The 20,719-nt window shown below is 34.5% G+C and carries 18 protein-coding genes, 1 riboswitch and 2 other annotated features; of the genes, 15 read left to right on the top strand and 3 right to left on the bottom strand.

The window, feature by feature from the left end:
* Positions 1-78: 78 nt before the first annotated feature.
* From MHH85_RS09560 to MHH85_RS09535, 6 genes are all read left to right on the top strand, one after another.
* A complete protein-coding gene (locus MHH85_RS09560; protein WP_193739568.1) occupies positions 79-237 on the top strand; it encodes a transcriptional regulator in 159 nt (52 codons plus the stop codon).
* A 160-nt stretch (positions 238-397) separates the two neighbouring features.
* Positions 398-590: riboswitch (cobalamin riboswitch) on the top strand.
* A gap of 186 nt (positions 591-776) precedes the next feature.
* Positions 777-2,597 (top strand): Ig-like domain-containing protein, encoded by a 1,821-nt coding sequence (locus MHH85_RS09555; RefSeq protein WP_340706852.1) that lies wholly within the window; start codon positions 777-779, stop codon positions 2,595-2,597.
* A 74-nt stretch (positions 2,598-2,671) separates the two neighbouring features.
* Positions 2,672-3,598 (top strand): DUF4430 domain-containing protein, encoded by a 927-nt coding sequence (locus MHH85_RS09550; protein WP_340706851.1) that lies wholly within the window; start codon positions 2,672-2,674, stop codon positions 3,596-3,598.
* Positions 3,599-3,622: 24 nt separating this feature from the next.
* The gene (locus MHH85_RS09545) at positions 3,623-4,504 is read left to right on the top strand and encodes an energy-coupling factor transporter transmembrane component T (RefSeq protein WP_193739571.1); all 882 of its coding nucleotides are present in this window, start codon (positions 3,623-3,625) and stop codon (positions 4,502-4,504) included.
* A complete protein-coding gene (locus tag MHH85_RS09540; RefSeq protein WP_340706850.1) occupies positions 4,477-6,183 on the top strand; it encodes an ABC transporter ATP-binding protein in 1,707 nt (568 codons plus the stop codon). Before MHH85_RS09545 ends, MHH85_RS09540 begins: the two co-directional genes overlap by 28 nt.
* Positions 6,132-6,860, top strand: a complete 729-nt coding sequence (locus MHH85_RS09535; RefSeq protein ID WP_340706849.1) for an ECF transporter S component — start codon at positions 6,132-6,134, stop codon at positions 6,858-6,860. The genes MHH85_RS09540 and MHH85_RS09535 overlap by 52 nt, the downstream gene beginning before the upstream one ends.
* Before the next feature lie 675 nt (positions 6,861-7,535).
* On the opposite strand, the gene lysS is transcribed toward MHH85_RS09535, so the two are convergent.
* The gene (lysS, locus tag MHH85_RS09530; RefSeq protein ID WP_340706848.1) at positions 7,536-9,092 is read right to left on the bottom strand and encodes a lysine--tRNA ligase; all 1,557 of its coding nucleotides are present in this window, start codon (positions 9,090-9,092) and stop codon (positions 7,536-7,538) included.
* Between the two features lie 88 nt (positions 9,093-9,180).
* Positions 9,181-9,439 (bottom strand) — a binding site (T-box leader).
* A 336-nt stretch (positions 9,440-9,775) separates the two neighbouring features.
* On the opposite strand from lysS, the gene MHH85_RS09525 reads away from it, so the two are divergent.
* The 3 genes from MHH85_RS09525 to MHH85_RS09515 all read left to right on the top strand — a co-directional run bounded on the left by MHH85_RS09525 (position 9,776) and on the right by MHH85_RS09515 (position 13,404).
* Positions 9,776-12,004, top strand: a complete 2,229-nt coding sequence (locus tag MHH85_RS09525) for a S8 family serine peptidase (protein ID WP_340706847.1) — start codon at positions 9,776-9,778, stop codon at positions 12,002-12,004.
* A 168-nt stretch (positions 12,005-12,172) separates the two neighbouring features.
* Positions 12,173-12,919 carry a hypothetical protein gene (locus MHH85_RS09520; protein ID WP_340706846.1) on the top strand — a complete coding sequence of 249 codons (747 nt, stop codon included), beginning with the start codon at positions 12,173-12,175 and terminating at the stop codon, positions 12,917-12,919.
* A gap of 71 nt (positions 12,920-12,990) precedes the next feature.
* A complete protein-coding gene (locus MHH85_RS09515; protein ID WP_340706845.1) occupies positions 12,991-13,404 on the top strand; it encodes a pyridoxamine 5'-phosphate oxidase family protein in 414 nt (137 codons plus the stop codon).
* Positions 13,405-13,503: 99 nt separating this feature from the next.
* Here MHH85_RS09515 and MHH85_RS09510 read toward each other — a convergent pair whose 3' ends face one another.
* Positions 13,504-14,460 carry an alpha/beta hydrolase gene (locus MHH85_RS09510; RefSeq protein WP_340706844.1) on the bottom strand — a complete coding sequence of 319 codons (957 nt, stop codon included), beginning with the start codon at positions 14,458-14,460 and terminating at the stop codon, positions 13,504-13,506.
* 210 nt (positions 14,461-14,670) lie between these two features.
* Positions 14,671-14,882 (top strand) — a binding site (T-box leader).
* Between the two features lie 67 nt (positions 14,883-14,949).
* Between MHH85_RS09510 and trpE the strand changes: the two genes are divergently transcribed.
* Positions 14,950-16,338 (top strand): anthranilate synthase component I, encoded by a 1,389-nt coding sequence (gene trpE, locus MHH85_RS09505; protein ID WP_340706843.1) that lies wholly within the window; start codon positions 14,950-14,952, stop codon positions 16,336-16,338.
* A complete protein-coding gene (locus tag MHH85_RS09500) occupies positions 16,335-16,925 on the top strand; it encodes an anthranilate synthase component II (RefSeq protein ID WP_340706842.1) in 591 nt (196 codons plus the stop codon). The genes trpE and MHH85_RS09500 overlap by 4 nt, the downstream gene beginning before the upstream one ends.
* Positions 16,926-17,016: 91 nt before the next feature.
* On the opposite strand, the gene MHH85_RS09495 is transcribed toward MHH85_RS09500, so the two are convergent.
* Positions 17,017-17,718, bottom strand: a complete 702-nt coding sequence (locus tag MHH85_RS09495) for a MerR family DNA-binding transcriptional regulator (RefSeq protein WP_340706841.1) — start codon at positions 17,716-17,718, stop codon at positions 17,017-17,019.
* 150 nt (positions 17,719-17,868) lie between these two features.
* Between MHH85_RS09495 and MHH85_RS09490 the strand changes: the two genes are divergently transcribed.
* From MHH85_RS09490 to MHH85_RS09475, 4 genes are all read left to right on the top strand, one after another.
* On the top strand, positions 17,869-18,735 hold the full coding sequence (locus MHH85_RS09490; protein WP_340706840.1) for an alpha/beta fold hydrolase: 867 nt from the start codon (positions 17,869-17,871) through the stop codon (positions 18,733-18,735).
* Positions 18,736-19,121: 386 nt separating this feature from the next.
* Complete coding sequence (locus tag MHH85_RS09485) at positions 19,122-19,562, top strand: hypothetical protein (protein ID WP_340706839.1); 441 nt, start codon at positions 19,122-19,124, stop codon at positions 19,560-19,562.
* A 179-nt stretch (positions 19,563-19,741) separates the two neighbouring features.
* Positions 19,742-20,185 carry a DUF1801 domain-containing protein gene (locus MHH85_RS09480; protein WP_340706838.1) on the top strand — a complete coding sequence of 148 codons (444 nt, stop codon included), beginning with the start codon at positions 19,742-19,744 and terminating at the stop codon, positions 20,183-20,185.
* 13 nt (positions 20,186-20,198) lie between these two features.
* Positions 20,199-20,612 (top strand): GyrI-like domain-containing protein, encoded by a 414-nt coding sequence (locus MHH85_RS09475; RefSeq protein ID WP_340706837.1) that lies wholly within the window; start codon positions 20,199-20,201, stop codon positions 20,610-20,612.
* Positions 20,613-20,719 lie beyond the last annotated feature (107 nt).

Genomic DNA, 20,719 nt, shown 5'->3' with positions numbered 1-20,719 from the left:
TAGAATAATTGACAGATAACTCAAACTGTTATATATTAATAAAAAATAATAAATTTGTTATATAACAGGAGGTTTCACATGGAAATGTATAGAGAAGGTTATGAAACGTATTGTCTTGCTTGTGAAAATTATGGTATGGAGTCAATGAATTTTTATCTTTATGTGAAAAACTTAACAGTAGAACAGTTAAACGCATTCAATCAACATACGAAGGGAAGCGATGATTACGAAGTCTGATGCCATAGCAATTTTATAAAAACCCTACCCGTTGCTCAAAACAGGTAGGGTTTTGTCATGTTTCTGTTAAATTAAGAGAAAAAAGTCTGAATTTTATTACAATACAAAAATCTAATTTACAATCTAAAACTTTTATGAAATACTTTAGATTAATAGACAATTAAATATTTCTTATAAGAGTGCTTATGTTCATCATAAGCTAAAAGGGAAATCGGTGTAAATCCGATGCAGCCCCGCTACTGTAAGTGTGGATGAAATTGTTGCGAACCACTGGTGCATGTTTAATGCGCTGGGAAGGAACAAGAGTAAATAGATACACAAGCCAGGAGACCTGCTTTTATAATGTAGTTTCAATCTTCGAGGGGGAGATTTGGAGCATCGAAGGCCTTTTTGTATATAACTGTACATTTTTTTGGCATTTCGCCGTCCAAATTCTCTTTACATTGCGTAAAGGGATATTTTTTTGCCCTTATATATATGTTCATCCTTTTGAAGCAAAAACTACAAATAATTCACAAAAAGATATGGGGGATTTCAACATGTACACAAGTAAATGGGTAAGAAAATGGGTAGCACCAATCGGCATGGCAAGTTTATTAGCCTTTTCACAACTACCGGGACAATTGTCAACAGTAAACGCTGCAGAAAATACTTCAGCGACAGTTCAAGTACCAGCGAAAGATGTCAGTTATAAAAACGTTCTAAATTCAACAGCGGCATTTTTACTACAACAAGTGCCTAACCCGTCATTTGGTGATGAAGACTATGTAACAGATTTCGCTCGTGCTAGCGTACCAGTTCCATCTAAATACTATGAAACTTACTATAACAACCTTGTTAAAGAGGTTAAAAGTAAAGATGGTAAAATTTCTGAAGACGTTGGTAAATATTCAAAAGTCATTATTGCATTAACAGCAATCAACAAAGATCCACGTAATGTGGGAGGTTATGATTTAGTTAAATCTATGTATGATACATATTTGGCTACTGAAGAAGCGAAAAAATTAACTAATGGGAATAAATTTCATTTCTTAAACGCTATTGATACGAAAAATTATGATTTATCAAATGAAGCGAAATACGCTGAGATTACAAGAACGAAATTGGTAAATGATTTAGTAAAAGATCAATTTGAAGATGGATCATTTGCATGGTCTCTAGATTATGGGTCTGATAAAGATTCAACGTCAATGACGGCTACTGCTTTAGCACCTTATACAAAGGATGACAAAGTAAAAGCAGCAGTTGAAAAAGCAAATGATTATTTAGGTAAAGAACTAGGTGAACAAGGCGGCTTCTACTCAGAGTGGGCAAAAGGTGACAGTCCTGAAACGGTATCTCAATTCATCATCAATTTAACTTCTAATCAAACAAATCCAAAGACGGATCCACGTTTCATTAAAGGTGATGGTAACTGGGCTGTTTCTAACCTAGTAAATTTTGTAGATAGTGCTACGGGTGGGTTAAAGAGTGGTTTATCACTTAAAATTCCAAACTTAATGTCTTCAGATCAAGGATTACGTGCACTTGCTGCATATAATCGTCTAGAAAACGACAAAAACCGTATTTATGATATGTCAGATGCTGCAGAATCTATTAAATTCTACGCAGTAGATATTGCTGCACCGGTAGTGGAGTCTGTTGGTGATAGCGCAACTGTTGTTAAAGGAAAAGCTACTGCAAATGCTACAGTTTATATTTACAATAACAATAATTTATTAAATAAAGCTAAAGCTGATACTAAAGGGAATTTCTCAGTAACAATTAAAAAACAAGCGGCTGGAAGCAATATTATTGCAATCGCAGAAAATGCTGATGGTGTAAGAAGTAACAATGCCTCGATAGTTGTTAAAGACATTACAGCACCATTACTAGCAACAGCTAACATAGTTAGTGATCAAACAACTATTGTTAAAGGCAAAGCAGAATCTGGTGCGAAAGTTACAATTTATAACGGCTCTAAGTTACTAGCATCAACAACTGCTTCTGCGAAAGGCACATATTCTCTAACAATCAAAAAACAAAAAGCGAATTCAACATTGAAAATTTATGTTACAGATGCTGCTAAAAATAAGAGTAAAGCATACACATTAACTGTAGTAGATAAAACGGCTCCTAAAGCCCCTTCAGTTAAAAAAGTAACAAAATCAACTACTAAAGTGACTGGTACTGCTGAAAAAGGTGCAAAGGTATATGTATTAAAAGGCAAGACGTCTATCGGTAAAGGCACTGTAAATAGTAAAGGTCAATTCACTGTGAAAATTAAAAATCAAAAGGCTAATTCGAAATTAACAGTCTATGCCAAAGACAAAGCCGGCAACAAAAGTAATGCTACAAAAGTAACAGTTAAAACGAAATAATTTGAAAGAATTAGGAAGGGTGTTGGAGTTAATCTCCAGCACCCTATTCCCATCTATAAGAAGAGGTGCGATAAATGAAAAAATTAATACCATTATGGCTAATGATGATCTTCTCATTGGTTATTATCACTGGCTGTAAGATTCAATCTGTTGAAGAATATAATAATCAGACTGAACAAGAGCAGAGTGTTAAGGGAGCAAGTGAGACTAAGATAATCGTTAAAGGAGATAACGGTGATGTATCAACAAAGGAAGAAATAGAAAAGGATTCTACAATAGAGGCTAAAAAGCCAGATAACGAAGAAGAGGAAAAGAGCGAAACAAAGCAAAAAGAACTAAAAAATGAAGCAGAGGTAACGTCAAAAAAAGAGAACCCAACTAGCAAACCTAAAACTGAGTCAACATCAACTTCGAAAACACCTAGTAAAGATACTTCGACTAGTTCAAATAAAGAAAAGCCAGATAAAAGTCCAGCACAATCTAAAGATAAAACACCAGAAAAAGACCAAAAGCCCGACAAGGTTAAAAAACCAGAAAATAATAACGTCGCTCAAAAGCCAAGTAAGCCTAATAAAGAAGATGAAAAGAAAAAAGAATATGTAACTATTTCTATTAGTGCTGCAACTTTGCTAACGCATTGGGATATGTTAAAACCTGCGTTACAGAGTGAAAAATACGTGCCGAAAAATGGTGTAATTTTAAAGTCTACGAAATATGAGATCTTAAACGAAGACGAAACGGTTTGGTCTATTATTAAACGAGCTACAAAAGAACATGGTATTCATATGGAATATGAAGGAGCGGGCGACAATCAATATGGCTCTGTCTATATCGAAGGGATTAATCACCTTTATGAATTCGACGCAGGGGAATTAAGTGGTTGGATGTACTCTATAAACGGGCAGACCCCTAATTATGGTGTGAGTGCAGTTACCGTTAAAAATGGTGACAATATTCAGTTTCAATACACAGTCGATCTAGGCCGTGATATAGGTAGATAATGATTAAAAGGAGTAATAAGCATCATGAAAGCATTTGAAACGTATCACCCCATTGTCCTTTTCGCATATTTTGCATCTGTCATCGGACTTTCCATGTTCTATATGCATCCAGTTTATTTACTTATTACATGTATTGGAGCTATTACATTAAATCTATTACTTAATAGAAAATCATTTATAAGTGGATTAAAGTTTTTCGTACCGATGTTTTTTATCGCAGCAATTATTAATCCACTTATTAGTCATGACGGGGAAATCATTCTATTTTACATAGATTATAATCCTATAACATTAGAGGCTATTGTTTATGGATTTGCGATGTCCATTATGATTTGTTCAGTCATTTTTTGGTTTGGTTGTTATAACGTTGTAATGACATCTGATAAATTTCTTTATTTATTCGGTAAGGTATCCCCTGCACTAGCGTTGGTCATTTCATTAACATTACGTCTTGTTCCGCGCTTTAAACATCAAATTACAGTTATTTCACATGCACAAAAGACAATTGGCATGGATATTTCAGCCGGCAATCCTTGGCAAAGAGTAAAAAGCGGGATTCGAATTATCTCCATTCTTATAACTTGGGCACTTGAAAATGCGATTGAGACCGCTGATTCGATGAAAGCACGTGGTTATGGTTTGAAAAACCGTTCCACATTCTCACTATTCGTTTTTGAAAAAAGAGATGGGTTTTTACTTGGGATTATATTAACTCTTCTTTTTATAAACATTCTTGGCAGTTACTTTGGTGTGACAACGTATTATTTTTATCCAACGTTTACTGAATTAACTGTAACTCCAATTAGTATAGGACTTTATACTTCTTATGCTAGTTTACTAGTAATACCTATTGTGATAGAAATTCGGGAGGCAATTAAATGGCGCTCATTGAAATACAACATGTAAATTTTCAATATCCAGATAAACAAGAGCGAGTATTAGATGATATCAATTTAACAATTGAAGAAGGTGAATTTGCTGTTCTATGCGGTACATCTGGCTGTGGTAAAAGTACATTATTAAAACATTTAAAAAGAGAAATAGCTCCTCATGGTGAGAAATCAGGGACTATTCTTTATGCGGGTACTGCATTGGCCGATTTACCTGATCGCGTTGCAGCTTCTGAAATTGGTTTTGTTATGCAAAATCCAGAAAATCAAATTGTCACTGATAAAGTTTGGCATGAGTTGTCTTTTGGTCTTGAAAACTTAGGATTAGACACGATGACAATTCGACGTAGAGTGGCTGAAATGGCAAATTTTTTCGGTATTCAGCAGTGGTTTAGGAAAAGTACGATGGAGTTATCCGGTGGCCAAAAGCAACTGTTAAATCTTGCAGCAATTATGGCTATGCAACCAAAGTTATTGATTTTAGATGAACCGACCTCACAGCTTGATCCAATAGCAGCTACAGAATTCATCGGTACTTTGCAAAAGTTAAATAAAGAACTTGGATTAACAATTATTCTTGTAGAACATCGCTTAGAAGAGGTTTTTCCTATAGCAGATCGTGTTGTGGTCATGGAGAAAGGTCGCATTATTTGTAATGATTCACCACAGGATGTTGCACAACATTTAAAAGCATTCGATTCCTCTCATCCAATGATGCTAGGCTTACCTACACCAGTGCGGATTAATAATGCATTGCAAATCAATGATGTTGTACCATTAACGATACGAGATGGGCGAAATTGGCTTACAAAGCACTTTACTAATGAAGTACGTGCTTTAGAAGGAAAATTGAGTACGGCCAATCCAACTGATGACATTGTTTTGGAAGTTAAAGAGGCATGGTTCCGTTATGAAAAGAATGCTCAAGATGTATTAAGAGGTTTCTCAATGCAAGTACGTGCTGGGGAGATTGTTAGTATTTTAGGTGGAAACGGCACAGGGAAAACAACCGCACTAGGTATAATGTCAGGATTATTTAAACCATATCGAGGAAAAGTCTTCGTTAATGGAAAACCCATTAAAAAGTTTTCAAACGGCGAACTGTATCGTAATAATATAGCTGTATTACCGCAGGACCCATTAACTCTACTCGTTGAAAAGAGAGTACAACTTGAATTCGATAGTATAATCGACGTTTTAGGCATCTCAAAAGAGGCAGCTAATGTACAGCTAAATGAAATTATCAAAACACTTAATATCGGTCATTTATTAGATAGTCATCCATATGATTTGAGCGGGGGAGAACAACAAAAAGTTGCTTTAGCCAAGGTTTTGTTATTAAACCCTAAAATAATCCTGCTAGACGAGCCTACAAAGGGCATTGATGCATATTCTAAGGAAATATTCGCCGAAGTACTGAGAGCGCTTAAAAAGCGTCGAGTGGCCGTTGTAATGGTTACACATGATATTGAGTTCTCAGCGCAGTATTCTGACCGTTGTGCCATGTTCTTTGATGGCAATATCGTTTCTGAGGATGAACCAAAACTGTTTTACAGTGGAAATAATTTTTATACAACTGCAGCGCATCGAATGTCGCGTCATTTATATGATTTTGCAGTGACAAGTGAGGACGTGATTTCGTTATGCAAGCACAATCAACAGCTCGAGCAGATAACTACTCCCGTAAACGTCTAATTTTCTCCAGTATCATTATATTTGTAGTTATTCCAATCGTCATGCTTATTGGAGTGACTATCTTCAATGATCGTAAATACAATCTTATATCTATGATTATCGTATTATTAGCCTGTGTGCCATTCTTTGTTTCATTTGAAAGAAGAAAACCACAAGCACGAGAAATTTTAACGATAGCTGTTATGTCGGCTATTTCTGTTGCAGGTCGTGCAGCCTTCATTTGGATCCCTGCTTTTAAGCCAGTGACAGCCATAACAGCTATTACTGGATTTGCATTCGGAGCGGAAGCAGGATTTCTAACAGGAGCGACATCTGCCATAGCATCAAACATCTTTTTCGGACAAGGTCCATGGACTCCATTTCAAATGTTTACATGGGGGATCCTTGGTTTTATCGCTGGTCTATTAGGACAAAAAGGTTGGATGAAAAGCAAAATAGCACTCATTATTTATGGGGTTTTTGCTGGAATAATGTATTCCTTCTGTATGGACATTTGGACGGTCATTTCTTATGATGGGTTGTTTTCTTGGAAAAGGTATTTAATTGCTATGTCAACAGCTATTCCGTTTACGATTGTCTATGTAGTATCAAATGTCGTTTTTTTACTCGTTTTAGCCAAACCGATTGGTGAAAAATTAGAACGAATAAAAGTGAAATATGGAATGTTGAATAACTAGAAAAGAAAAAGAACTGTTTCGAAAGTCGTTAATCTAGACTTTTAAAACAGTTCTTTTTTTAATACAGTTTGCTTTCATACTCAGCGAATAATCGAATCTCAGGACTCTGAGTTCTTTTTTTACTTACAAAAAGGATAATATCAACATTGTTGGAATTATGTTAAAATTTCATTTATTCCACTAAGGAGGGTCACACATTGGATAAAAATAAACATTCATCGGTTCTTTTAGTAGCTTTAACAAACTTATTAATCATTTGTTTAGCTCAATATTTTTATGCTTTGATGTTGATAGACAATAATGTGGTGACCATTTTTCAACTTTTTTACATACCTTTAATTAGTATAACTATCAATTTGCTACTATGGTCAAGTAGATTCAAAATCAAATTTTATCTACATTGGATTTTTGTGTACATTAGTTACTTCTTTTCCATTTTTATTTTCTATTTCATTAATTATATTAATGTAGATTCAATAAAGTGGGGAGATTTCCCCCCAGGTGAAGCATACTGGGATTTGTTTTTATACGTTTTCGTTAATTCAATGTTACAGTTATCCATTTTGTTTTTCCTGAACATTGCTACTTGTTTACTTTATAAGATAATCAGAAGAAGTGATTATACAACTATATAACATGATTAATTAATCATGTTATATAGTTAACTTCAAATACTTAAGAAAAAGTAAGCAATTCTATTATTTTTTCACTTCCCACTGCACTAATAAGCAAAGGTAATCGAGGACCACTATTTTCATTCATCACTAGCTGATAAACATTTCTAAATAAGTCTTTCTGATATTCGCGCATTCTTTTTTTGTCATCCTGATGGCAGATGGCATAAATATTTTTCATTAAAGCATCGCCTGTTAAGGTAGGTTCAAATGCGAGTAAATCCACAAGCTGTTTCACTTTCTCTTGTTGTAGTTCAGGTAGACTATTGTAGTATAAAGTATTTTTTTCGTCATTAATACTTACTAACCGATTAGGATTCCAATCGTTCATCCAATGAGCTACTCGGTGGCTGATCCGTGTTATTTCTTCAATTGTATGTTTTTCACCTGTTTGACTTAAAGATGTGTGTAATAAATCGGTGTTAAAACCAATTAAAGAGAAAATACTTGCTACTTGGCTAAAATTAGGTTGCTTCATTGATCTATTTGCTCCTGCTAATTTTAAGGAATGTATTAAGTGTTCATCTTTTAGTAAGCCCTGAATATAAGAGGATAGATACCGTTCATACTCTGAATAATTACGTAATACATCCTCATCTAAACCGATATTAAAAGCAGCATTGGGGTTGTATTTTGCAAACATAAATAGAATAAGCTCTGGTGTATATACATTTAACAATTCATTTGGTGTAATAACGTTCCCAGATGAGCTAGACATCTTTTGGTTTGTGCCTTTTAATCCTATAAACTCATATGCAGCATAGTCAGGAGCTTTATAATCGAAAATTTCTTTTGCTATAACTTTGGATACATTATAACTTCCTGTAGCAGAGGAATGATCACGCCCCCCTGGTTCAAATACAACATCCTCTACCATCCAGCGCATTGCCCAATCTACTTTCCAGTTGAGCTTTATATTGTTGCTATCTGATAAAGCTTGAGATCCTTTATTTCCACAAGTACACTCATATTCAAAAATTTCAAGTTCTGCATTAAAAGAGTTTATTGTAGTCGAATCCTTGTTACAAACATGACAGTACAATGTAATTGGATAAAAGGTTGCACGTTCTTCTTTTATAGGGGGGCTAGATTTAAACCGCATAAGTATGTCATAAATCTCTAGACGTTTTTTTAATGCAGTTCGTATAAATTGTATATACCGTCCAGAACGATACTCAATATTTTGATATATAAATTGGGGTTCGATATCAAATGCTAGTAATGAGTGTTCAAACTCTTTTTCAAAATGACTAGCATAAGATCCTTTACCAAAAGGGTTTGGAACATCTGAATAAGGCATGCCAATATACCTCTCGTAAGATGAAGCTACATTTTGTGGAACTTTCCTTAGTCTATCAAAATCATCCCAAGAAAAAATGAATCGTGTTTTTTTTCCCATACTTTCTAATGCTTTTACAACAAAAAAAGTTGTTACTATTTCACGAAAATTCCCAATGTGAACGGAACCTGAAGGGCTTATCCCTGAAGCACAAGTAAAAACCTCTTTTGTGGGATACTTCTGAATTAATCTTTCTGCAATTTGATATGCCCAATGCATATAATCACCTCAACTTAAAATTTTTTTAATCATTAAGAAATGAATAGAAAATAAAAAAACTCCCACCTCCCAAGACATATGTCAATGTCTTGAGGGCGAGAGTTTGAATTCGCGGTACCACCTCAGTTTGCTTATTGATCACTCAACAAGCCTTATCAGGTACGGCGAAAGTGCGATACCCTATCCCTATAACGGGGGAATCCGTCGTAGTATCCCTAAGTAACTCTATACTTAGTTCCGTACGAAGCTCGGAGTTTTTGTTCAATAAGATTTCCCATCCCTCTTTTCACCAACCAAGGGTCTCTGTAATAATCCTTCTTATTTACTCTTCTCTTCATCGCTCATTAATTATTGTTATTGATAATAGCAAAATTACTTTTCCTTTTCAACCAAAATTTAGGTTAAAATTAAAAAAATAGAAAAAAGACGTCTATTATTATTTTAAAAATTCCTCCTCTGCAATACTTGAGAAGGCTTTTTTGTTTCTTTTTTATAGAGTATTCTATCCAATAGTTCAATTCAAATACATAAGATTGTATCTAATATTAAATTTAGGGATGCTAGAATATATAAACTTATAGAGCTAAAAATATATTAGATTTGTGAAAGTCTTTTAAGTAGAATAAAATATACATAATATTAGACTTTATGCTAAAAAAATGAAGAAAGGGGGTCTCATAACAGTGAAAAAGCCTTTATGGAAGCATGTAAGTATTTCATGCCTTGCTTTAACAGCTTTATGGACCTTATCCGATAAACATCAATTCGCTTACGCTGAAGAAAATACAATTAATGCGTTGATCTCATATAAAAACGAAGAAGGTAAACAGAGAGTGTTAGGGGACGCTGAAGATGTCGGTGAAGTATTGGACAATGTGGAAATGGTTGAAGCATCTTTAACAGAGCAACAACTGTCTGACCTAAAGAAAGATCCTAACATTGAATTTGTTGATACTAAAGAAGCACCAATGACTTTAGCTGATTTGGCTACACCGGCTCAACCTTTACTAATACCTACTTGGAATATAAGTTTAATCAATACGCCTGTAGCATGGAATAACGGTATTTTTGGCAATAAAGTTAAAGTAGCGGTTATTGATACAGGAATTAACCCTATTGATGATTTGCAGAATGTTGTAAGAAGAGTATCCTTTGTGAGGGATTTGCCAGAAACAGTTATTAAAGAATCAGACAATGTGGATCGTGGAGGTATAAGAAATAATGGGCATGGTACATCAGTAGCTGCAGTCATCGGTGCAAGAGTTGGTGGTTATTTAAAAGACCAAAAAACCACTGATGTTATTGGGGTTGCACCAAACGTCCAATTATATTCTTTGAAATATGCGGATGGCACAACGAGTGGAACTACAACAGAAATCGTCAAATCAATTGATTGGGCTATTGCAAACAAAATGGACATTATTAATATTTCTTCTGGTTTATATGTTGATGTCCCTGCACTAAGAAATGCAGTTCAAAAAGCTTATAACGCAGGTATTTTAATTGTTGCCTCGGCTGGTAATGATGGCAATGATAGAAATGTCACTTATCCTGCAAGATATAGTCAAGTGATTGCTGTATCATCTATTAGTGCTAAACAAAAGATTAGTACTTTCTCAAATACAGGCTCATCTATGAATCTTACTGCTCCAGGTGAAGCTGTACCTACGATTAATAAAGACGGCAAATTGATTTATGCTAGCGGTACTTCATATGCAGCACCGCATGTTACAGGCATACTTGCTCTATTAAAACAGCAATACCCATTTTTATCTGCGAAAGAATTACGTGCAAAATTAGATGAACAGGCAATTGACCTCGGTATAACAGGGATCGACAATTTATATGGGCATGGGTTGGCTCAATACCCACAAGCCGATGAATTAGTCATTGAAGATTTGGTTGATCCTCAAATTGAAAAAGTAACCGATCATACTGCGACTGTTAGTTTTTCATTGCCAAATGATACGAACGTTAAAAAGATAGCTATTTTCTTAGATGATAAACTTGTCACATCCACCACTGCAAACAAATATACAATAAAAAAATTACAAGCTTCTAAAGACTATAAGATAACTTTAAAAGTTGTAAGCCGAGATGGAAGAGCATCCAATGGCCTAGACCTGCAATTGCATACGTTAAAGGACGTTACCCCACCTGCTGAGGTGACAAAATTAATAGCGTCATCAATTCAAATAAATGCAGCTAAGATAAATTGGCGAAAGCCGTCAACCGAAGACTTTAAACATTCTAAAATATACGTAAATAATAAAAAAATAGCTACCACAAATGAATCTACATATACAATACGCAATTTGAAGCCAGGTCAGACGTATAACATTGAAGTGAAAACAGAAGACGAAGCGAAAAATGTTTCGCAAGGTGTAGCAATTACTATCCAAACACCTGCAAAGAAATTCTTACATTCACCTTCAGTAAAAAAAGTATCTGATCGGAGTACAAAGGTAAGTGGTACTGCTGAAGCAAATACGACGTTTTTAATTTATAAAGGGAATAAAAAAATAGCTCAAGCTTCCGTCCAATCAAATGGTAGCTATACTGCTGCTATTAAAAAACAGGTAGCCAATAGTAAATTATCCGTCTATATTACAGATAAACAAGGCAATACGAGCCCAGTAAAAAGACTGACAGTCATAGATAAAACGGCACCAGACAAGCCAAAAGTAAATAAGGTAACAAGTAACTCAACTATTATTACAGGTACTGCTGAACCGTTTGCAATAATCGAAATGATTAAAGAAAAAAAGATTATAGCTAAAACCGAAGTAAAATCTTCTGGTAAATTTTCGTTTAACATTAAAAAGTTAAAGAGAAATTCAACTGTTTCGTTTTACGCTATTGATCAAGCGCATAATCGTAGTAAAAGTACTTTAATTAATGTGCAATCTTAGAAAACTACGCCTCTATATAGGTCTCTTATCCTCTTAATCCGCTTTATTTATGTGGATGATATTGATAGGGTAGGGGAGTATATATGGGGGTATATTTTTTGTTGAATATATGGACTAACGAGGTTTATAATAAATGTAAATAAAACTATTAATTGGAAGGTGATGTATATGAAAGAAAAAACGTTCCAACAAACAGTTGGCTTTAGCATAAAAGATACTGTGGCACTATATTGGCTATTCAAAACACAACAAACGGAATGTTATTCTGTTGAAATACATAAAACCTTTCAAAAAGACTTTCCCGGACGCCCTGTTGGCTATGAATATGTCGCACGTATTGCAAAACAACTAGAAGCAGATGGGGCTTTAAAAGTAAGACAAGAACAAAAAAGGCTATTCTATCATGCTACTGGGCTAGGTATTGAACGACTTCGCAGATACGAAAAACTCTATTTCCAGCAATTCCATGAAATCGTACTCGTATTGGATCGTTTTTATTATGCCTTAACAAAAAACGGGGAAAAACCAGCTGCACCTAACCATCCGCTTCCAGAAGAATTTCGTGCTTATTTCTCGAAACTTATATCAGTAAAGGATATCGTACGCTATTTGGCACTTAAACTAAGTCAAACAAGATCGTCCTTTTATATGGCAGAAGTAGGTCAACAACTAGAAGACGTGTTTGGTTGGACTCCTTCAAACGGATATTTATATCAAATCGCACGTGAAATGGAAGAAACTGATTTGCTCATTGGTTATTGGCCAGATGAAAGACGTACTGTACGGAAATTAAAAGGAACAGACGCAGGAACGGCATTTTATGATGTCATTGCTAAATCATTAGAAGAGCGAATAACAACGACTCGACATTACTTACGATATATGCTTGCTTTTTTTCAAAACAAATCGGCATAGATAATGTTTATATATCTCCTTATAGGGAAATATACATTTGAACGTATAATATATAAGGAGTTGTTTTCTTTATGAATAAATTAAAGGACAATATTCTGTCAATTTTAAAAGATAGTAAAGTTGGGACAATGGCTACAGTGCATAATAACAAACCGTATTCATGCTACATGACCTTTTTTAATGATGATTTGACTCTCTACACAGCGACAAGTAAAGAGACAACTAAATATGATACTCTGCACGAAAATCCTTTTACACACATATTACTTGGCTATGAAGGTAAAGGTTTTGGCGATACTTATGTAGAGTATGAAGGAAAAGTCACTCAATTTGATGATGAAAGTATGAAGACGAAGATTCTAAGTAAGCTATCAGGATTAATATTTGATAAACCTGAAGAAATGGTCATTTTGAAAATTGATCCTGAACGAATTACACTTCTAAATAAAAAAGGTGAGCCATCGCAAGAATTAGAAATGAAATAAAAAGATTATTTAGCCAAAATCTATAATTGTTAAGATTTTGGCTTTTTAATGAAAAAAAAGATCTGGGAGCAATTACTCCCAGATCAAAGTTACTCAATATTAATCAATATATTTGTTTACAAATCCCCACACCGTATTCCAATACTTCTCTGGATTTACTTTTTCAGCTTCTCCATGACCTGCACCTGGAATAATTAATTTTTCTTTATCAACATTTGCCGCATTATAAACTTCATCTAGCATTTCATAAGGGACAAATGTATCTTTGTCACCATGGATAAATAGCATAGGTGTTTTACTCTTCGCCACTTGTTTGACGGCAGAGGCTTCGGCTAAATCGTACCCTGCACGGATTTTCGTGACGGTGTTAGCCGCGTTCATAACGGGGAACTTTGGTAAATTAAACAAGTCATCAAGCTGATATGTAAATACATCCATAACAGATGAATAACCACAATCTTCAACAATTACTTTTACATTTGAAGGTAATTTTTCGCCTGAGGTCATCATAACAGTGGCTCCACCCATGGAAATTCCGAATAAGGCGATTTCAGCTTTCGGATCTTCATCAGTAATTGTCTTGATCCATAAAAGCATGTCTTTTCGATCATCCCAACCCATTCCGATGTAATCTCCTTCGCTTTCTCCATGTCCACGAAGATTTGGTGCTAACACATTGTATCCTTTTTCATAAAAATTGCGGATCCATCGAACCATTAGAGTGTTATTTGAGGTATACCCATGATCGACGATAACCCATTTATGATCTGAATTATTGTTTTCATATAAATGTCCTTTTAATGTTAATTTATCTGAAGAAACAATACTTTTTGTAATAGGTGGGTGTTTTTTTGAAAAGGCAACATCCGCTAATTCACTTGTTTTTGCTACTTCAGCTGAAACAGCTTCCGATTGAGCTAAATGCGGATTACCGGTTAAAAATTCTTTTTCCGTATTAGCATTTAATGCGAAATTGTAAAAGTAATTTCCGACTAAACCATAAGCAATGACTAATATGATGATAATTACTGATGAAATAATACTGAATTTTTTCATAAGACACTTCCTTTTAACTAAACTATTAATATTTTAATAGTTCAAAGTATAGCATATGTTGTAATTTGAACTAGATATCACTATAGAATTCTATTAGATGCCTATAAGTTATTTTATAGCCATGAGAGATCAGTCTAAATTAATGATTGAATTTTAAGACACTTCTCTTTATAATAAATGCAAGTAACATTTTTACACACAATTGTATAACAGAACTCGTAGATAAGGATTAGTACATAAGGAATGCGCGGATAGAGAGTCGGATTTGGTGGAAACCGATACGTAGCAACTAATGGAATGGACCTTTGAGTGACTGCTTGAAAGTTGAGTATGGCAGTTCGATTAGCGAATCGTTATATCGCTTAAAGTGGTAGCGTTTTTTGCTGCAATTGAGGTGGTACCGCGGAATTTCCGCCCTCCATAGAGAATAGTCTCTATGGGGGGCTTTTTGTGTTACTTGAGATGAGCTGAGAAAAGGAGTTTGAGCAAATGACAGTTAAGACGAGAGAGTATGAGATGGTAACACTTCAAGGGGATATGATGACACCGATATCTATTTATCAAGCAGTTAGAGGTCGAAAGAAAATGCTTTTTGAATCGTCCGCTAAGCATGAAGAAAGTGGTCGTTATTCATTTATCGCCTTGAATCCAATCGCGGAGTTAAAGAGTAAGGAAAATGGAACGGTAATATTTCAAAAAGGGCAGCATAGTGAATTACAACGTTCTCCAATTGACGTTTTAAAAGAAATGCTGCCATTAAATAGGGAAGACTATCCATTCGCCTTTTTTGGTGGTGCAATAGGTTATATCGGTTATGAAACCGCTTTTTATTTTGAAAAAATCGGTAACTCTTTGCCAGATGAACTAGACATGCCGAATATGCATATGCTTTTTTACGATACATTTATTATTTATGATCATTTACAACAAACGGTATCAATTGTTGCGATTGATTTGTTTAATAGTGATCGTAGTCCTGAAGATATGAAGGCAAGTATTCAAGAAATTGTGACAAGCCTACAAATGACGACTGTCTCACAGCCTGATGAGGAAGAAGATACTTTAGAATTTAAATCATCAATGGATGAAAAGTCGTTTTGTGATATGGTCAAAACAGCTCAGGAACATATTAAGCAAGGTGATATCTTCCAAGTTGTACTTTCACAACGTTTTTCATCGCCATTTTCAGGAAATCCATTTTCTTTATATAGAAAATTACGTACATCTAACCCTTCACCATATATGTTTTATATGGATTTTGAAGACTATATCATTTTGGGTACTTCACCTGAAAGTTTAGTCAAGGTTAAAAACAGGCTTATTACCACGAATCCGATTGCAGGAACACGTCCTCGTGGTAAAACGGCTAAAGAAGACGCTGCTCATGCGAAAGGTTTACTTGAGGATGAAAAGGAGATTGCCGAACATCGTATGTTAGTCGATCTAGGACGCAATGATATAGGTAAACTATCAAAAATTGGCTCAGTGAAACTACCAAAGTATATGGATATTGAATACTACAAATATGTCATGCACATCGTCTCTGAAGTGACTGGTGAGTTGAAAGACGATATTCATGTGTTAGATGTATTAGCAACCTGCTTACCCGCTGGTACTGTGTCAGGCGCACCTAAAATTCGTGCAATGCAGATTATCAATGAGTTAGAAAAGATGAAACGTGGTGTATATGCCGGTGCAGTCGGCTATATTTCAATTTCTGGAGACATGGATATGGCCTTAGCTATTCGTACAATGGTTGTTCGAAACAGTCAAGCACATGTGCAGGCTGGTGCTGGTATCGTCTATAACTCTATTGCAGAAAGCGAATACGAGGAAACGCTGAATAAAGCAAAAGCGCTTTTGGAGGTGCGAAAATGATCCTATTAATAGATAATTATGACTCATTCACATACAATCTTTATCAACAAGTGAGTGCATTAGGGAAAGAAGTGCAAGTTGTACGAAATGATGTTCTGACTATAGATGATATCCGTCTTATGCAACCAGAGGCTATTATCATTTCCCCAGGACCTGGTACGCCATCTGAAGCCGGTATTTCTGTACAGATTGTGAAAGAACTTTATAAAGAGTTTCCTATTCTCGGTATTTGCCTAGGTCACCAATCAATTGCAGAAGCCTTTGGTGCAAATATAGTGCAGGCGCAAAATATCATGCATGGTAAATTATCTTTGGTTAATTACGAGCAAACAGGCTTATTCTCGGCCATTCTCGGCCCACTCTCTGTTATGAGGTATCATTCACTAGTAATCGAGCCTAGAACGTTATCACAAGCCTTTAGTGTAACTGCAACGGCTGCTGATGATAACGAGATAATGGCTATTCAACACACAGCATATCCAGTCTTTGGCCTGCAATTTCATCCCGAATCCATTGGTACACCTGAAGGGGATAGTATGATTCAAGCGTTTATTGAATCTTATAGTAGAAAAATCGTACAGTTATAAAAAAGATGAACCGAAATATTAATTATTTCGGTTCATCTTTTTTTACAAACAGAATTGTATTAGAGTGAGAAAAATCGGATAAAGCTAAGTGTTATCTTTTTAATAGGTCTATATATTTTAGTAACTCTGAAATCCCTTTATATTGGTATAACAACTGATTGCTCAGATTTTCTAAAGCCAGCGAAAATGAACTCTCGATTTTATCATAGCTCTGCGTGTCTAAATCATTCAAAAGCTGCTTTATGTTTTCTATATAGTAAACGGTTTTTCTTAAACTACTAATAACCAATATCTTTCGCAGTTCTGCTATTGTAATCATTCTATAACCATTTTCATTATTCCTTTCCGAACGGACTAACCCTTCCTGTTCCCAATAACGAATAGCTGAAGTTTTAACGCCTGCTATTTCAGCTGCCTCTCCAATACGCATACATTTCTTTAATTTTCTATTATTATATTTCGTAAAATCAGCATTTTGAATCATTGTAAGTATTTCTTCTACTTTCTGTTTCTCCAACTCAATATGGAATTGTTGTTCATTTATTAACCAAAGAGATTTTTTATAATTTTCGTTCTTTATCATTCTCATGGCTTCATAGACAATAGTTACCTCATAACCTTTTAATAATGTTCTAATGGTTGTAAATGCTTGTAAATGTATCAATGTATATATCCGATGATTACTTTCAGTTCTTGTTACATCCGGGATGAGATTTTGTTCTTCATATCTTCTCAAAGTTGTTGTGCTAACGTTTAAAGCATTTGCAATTTGTTTTGGTGTGTATGTCTCCATTTTTATCTCCTTATTTAAAGTAAAACCTTAAAGTGCTACAATAACATAATTTAAATGAACCCCCCACATATCAAGGAAAAAAAACATAAAACCGAAAGATTGCATGAAAGTTATATGATAGAAGTATAAAACAATTTAGGAGTGATAGAGATGAAGAAATTCATAAAACTTATGGATGATTCAGAATTAAAAGTTGGTTTAGTTGGTAATCCCAATTTTAAAACGATTATGCTGCCATTAGCTAAAGAAACTGTTTATGGTGAGGAAGGAGAAAACTTAAAATTATGGGGAGTAGACCCTGAACTAGGAAAACACTTTATCGAGGGACTACAAGACAAGTTTCAAATTTTATATTTCGATTATGAAGGACACCGTTTGCAACATCCTAACCCAGAGAATCTCACACCGGAAAACATAGTAAAAGATTTGTTATTAATTGCTGATGAAATGAACATTAACAAATTTAGCTATTATGGTTACTCTTGGTTAGCACTAGTTGGATTACAACTAGCCATTAGGACAGACAGATTAGAAAGCCTTATCATGGGTGGCTTTCCACCAATAGATGGACCATATAAAGAAATGATGGTAGTGACGAATAAAACATACGAACAAGCTTTAAATAACCAAAATTCTCCTTTTTATGATGAACAAGACCACATTAGTCCAGAAAAAGTTGATTGGGATAACATACAGATAAAAATCGACATAAATCAAACTAAACAGTTTGTTACGATGTACAATAATCTAATGAAATTTGATGATCGAGAAATTCAAGAGAATCTAACAATTCCGAAGTTAGCGTTTGCTGGAGAAAATGACACCATTGTATATGGAAAGAACTTTGGAAGTGTAACAGTGGATATTGTCGGTATACTACAAAAAAATAAACAAGAGTTAGAAAACTTAGGATGGAATGTAGAAATTTTAAAAGGAAAAAGTATGGATCATACCAAAGCTATGCAACCCCATACTGTTTTACCATTAATAAAACCATGGTTGATTCAAAATTCATGAATAACTCATTAATTTGAATAACCTTTTACTTGGGTTTGTTCGTATACTTAAGGCTTATTGAAACGATTTAATTTACATTGACAAAATGTATTAAAAGTTTAAATTCAGCATGTTTACATGATTGAGTTGGTAATACAAAGAAATGTCCTACATTTATGGTCAGAAATCAAACCAGAAATTCAAAATTGACAAGATCAATGGTGTTGCTGAAGAAACCATGGTCATTTTTAGTATAAGAAGGATAGAGAAGGCATATTTCAATATGCCCACCTATCCTTCTTTTTGTGCTCTTTGATTTAAAACCTTTAATTTTTATTTCACCAAATGACAAAAAAAATTTATAAATACCTAAAAGTTGGAATAAAGTGATGAGATGGGGGGATTTGATGAAAGGAAATAAGAACGTTTTTCTTATATCTCTAATTTTAATTATGGGCTTCGTTTTTTGTTATATCTTCTTTAGTGGAATAGGTAAAGGAACTTTCAAAAATGAATTTTGGGAAGTAGCAGATGTTGGAGCTATCAGTCAAATAGAACTTATAAGAGGTTCGGATAGTAAGCAAATACTCTATACTAAAGAACAAGACATCACAGCATTTGTAGCTACCATTTCCGAAGCGGAAATAAACAAAGTAAAAGAGAGTTCTAGCAAAATAGATGAATCTTATTGGATTACTATATGGATAGCAGGGGATAGAAAATTCGGATTACGAATTGAAAATAATCAGGTCTTTTCTGTTTTTAATTATGAGGGTAGTGAGACTAATGCTAACCTTTATGAATTTAAAGATAAATCTATTTATAAATACATTGAAAATCTATTTTAAACAGACATAAATATCATGAAAACCGATTTAAAAATAACTTTACAGTAGTAGTTTGTTTGCTTCGAGTAATTTATTTGAATTAATATATTTTTTCATTAATCCAATATCCAATGAAAAGTAAATAGTAGTTTGTATTTTCAATATTATTGCGTATAATAATTGGAAAAGGAGGGCTGGAGTTGGAAATATCAGATTATATTGAACAAGTTGATGAAAACAGGCGTGATGCGTTTCGAAAACTATTTGAAACGGTTCAAGAAAATTTACCACCAGGCTTTGAAGCAGTAATGCAGTATACAATGCCGAGTTTCGTAGTACCAAAGTCAATATATCCGAATGGCTATCACTGCAGTCCAGAGGAGCCGCTACCGTTCATAGGTGTAGCTGCTCAAAAGAATCATCTTTCGTTGTATCATATGGGTATTTATGCGAAACCAGAGTTACTAGACTGGTTTGTTGCTGAATATCCGAAACATATGACTACTAAACTTAATATGGGCAAAAGTTGCATAAGATTTTCGAATGCCAAAAAGGTACCTTATGCATTAATTGCGGAACTTGTAAGTAAAATGACAGTAGAAGATTGGATTGAATGTTACGAAAAGCAACTTAAAAAAGCATAGAGGGGTGTTTTGAATGCAGACACGTATCGAAGAAATTGATGGGCTTGTTGTGAAAGGTTTAAGTATTCATCAAGGTAAAACGTCAGATATTCCCGAGAAATGGGAGGAACTTGCGAATGTCCTTGAAGGCTATAACGTATCGCAGGATGTATCATATGGTGTTTGTATTCAAATGAATGAGGAGGGCTTAGATTACGTCGCTGGTATTGATGATCATCTTCTACCAGATGAAATTACAGCAGTGACTGTGAAGATTCCAAAAGGTCGTTACTTAGTCGGTAAAGTTGATGGTGGAATCGGCCAGATTCAAGAAACATTCCGAAAATTATTCAGCAATCAGGATGTTACACATCGACCATCTATGAGTTTTGAAAAATATATCGGACAAGACATACACGATATTGAAGCTTGGGTGCCAATCGTTTAAAAGTCAGGCGTAGAGTATAATGCTCTACGTTTTTTTTATGTAATTTTGTGTATCTATCAAAAGCTTTATTTTTAAAATTAATGTACAATAAGCTCGAGGTGAAGAGT

It is taken from the genome of Viridibacillus sp. FSL E2-0187 (genome assembly GCF_038006425.1).
In the GTDB taxonomy this organism is placed as follows: domain Bacteria; phylum Bacillota; class Bacilli; order Bacillales_A; family Planococcaceae; genus Viridibacillus; species Viridibacillus arvi.
Note: the sequence above shows the minus strand (reverse complement) of the source record. Positions and strands in the feature narration are given on the sequence as shown.

Coding starts and splice junctions, on each gene's coding strand:
- MHH85_RS09560 (WP_193739568.1), top strand. CDS start 79: ATGGAAATGTATAGAGAAGGTTATGAAACGTATTGTCTTGCTTGTGAA.
- MHH85_RS09555 (WP_340706852.1), top strand. CDS start 777: ATGTACACAAGTAAATGGGTAAGAAAATGGGTAGCACCAATCGGCATG.
- MHH85_RS09550 (WP_340706851.1), top strand. CDS start 2,672: ATGAAAAAATTAATACCATTATGGCTAATGATGATCTTCTCATTGGTT.
- MHH85_RS09545 (WP_193739571.1), top strand. CDS start 3,623: ATGAAAGCATTTGAAACGTATCACCCCATTGTCCTTTTCGCATATTTT.
- MHH85_RS09540 (WP_340706850.1), top strand. CDS start 4,477: ATGGCGCTCATTGAAATACAACATGTAAATTTTCAATATCCAGATAAA.
- MHH85_RS09535 (WP_340706849.1), top strand. CDS start 6,132: ATGCAAGCACAATCAACAGCTCGAGCAGATAACTACTCCCGTAAACGT.
- lysS (WP_340706848.1), bottom strand. CDS start 9,092: ATGCATTGGGCATATCAAATTGCAGAAAGATTAATTCAGAAGTATCCC.
- MHH85_RS09520 (WP_340706846.1), top strand. CDS start 12,173: ATGAAAGAAAAAACGTTCCAACAAACAGTTGGCTTTAGCATAAAAGAT.
- MHH85_RS09515 (WP_340706845.1), top strand. CDS start 12,991: ATGAATAAATTAAAGGACAATATTCTGTCAATTTTAAAAGATAGTAAA.
- MHH85_RS09510 (WP_340706844.1), bottom strand. CDS start 14,460: ATGAAAAAATTCAGTATTATTTCATCAGTAATTATCATCATATTAGTC.
- trpE (WP_340706843.1), top strand. CDS start 14,950: ATGACAGTTAAGACGAGAGAGTATGAGATGGTAACACTTCAAGGGGAT.
- MHH85_RS09500 (WP_340706842.1), top strand. CDS start 16,335: ATGATCCTATTAATAGATAATTATGACTCATTCACATACAATCTTTAT.
- MHH85_RS09495 (WP_340706841.1), bottom strand. CDS start 17,718: ATGGAGACATACACACCAAAACAAATTGCAAATGCTTTAAACGTTAGC.
- MHH85_RS09490 (WP_340706840.1), top strand. CDS start 17,869: ATGAAGAAATTCATAAAACTTATGGATGATTCAGAATTAAAAGTTGGT.
- MHH85_RS09485 (WP_340706839.1), top strand. CDS start 19,122: ATGAAAGGAAATAAGAACGTTTTTCTTATATCTCTAATTTTAATTATG.
- MHH85_RS09475 (WP_340706837.1), top strand. CDS start 20,199: ATGCAGACACGTATCGAAGAAATTGATGGGCTTGTTGTGAAAGGTTTA.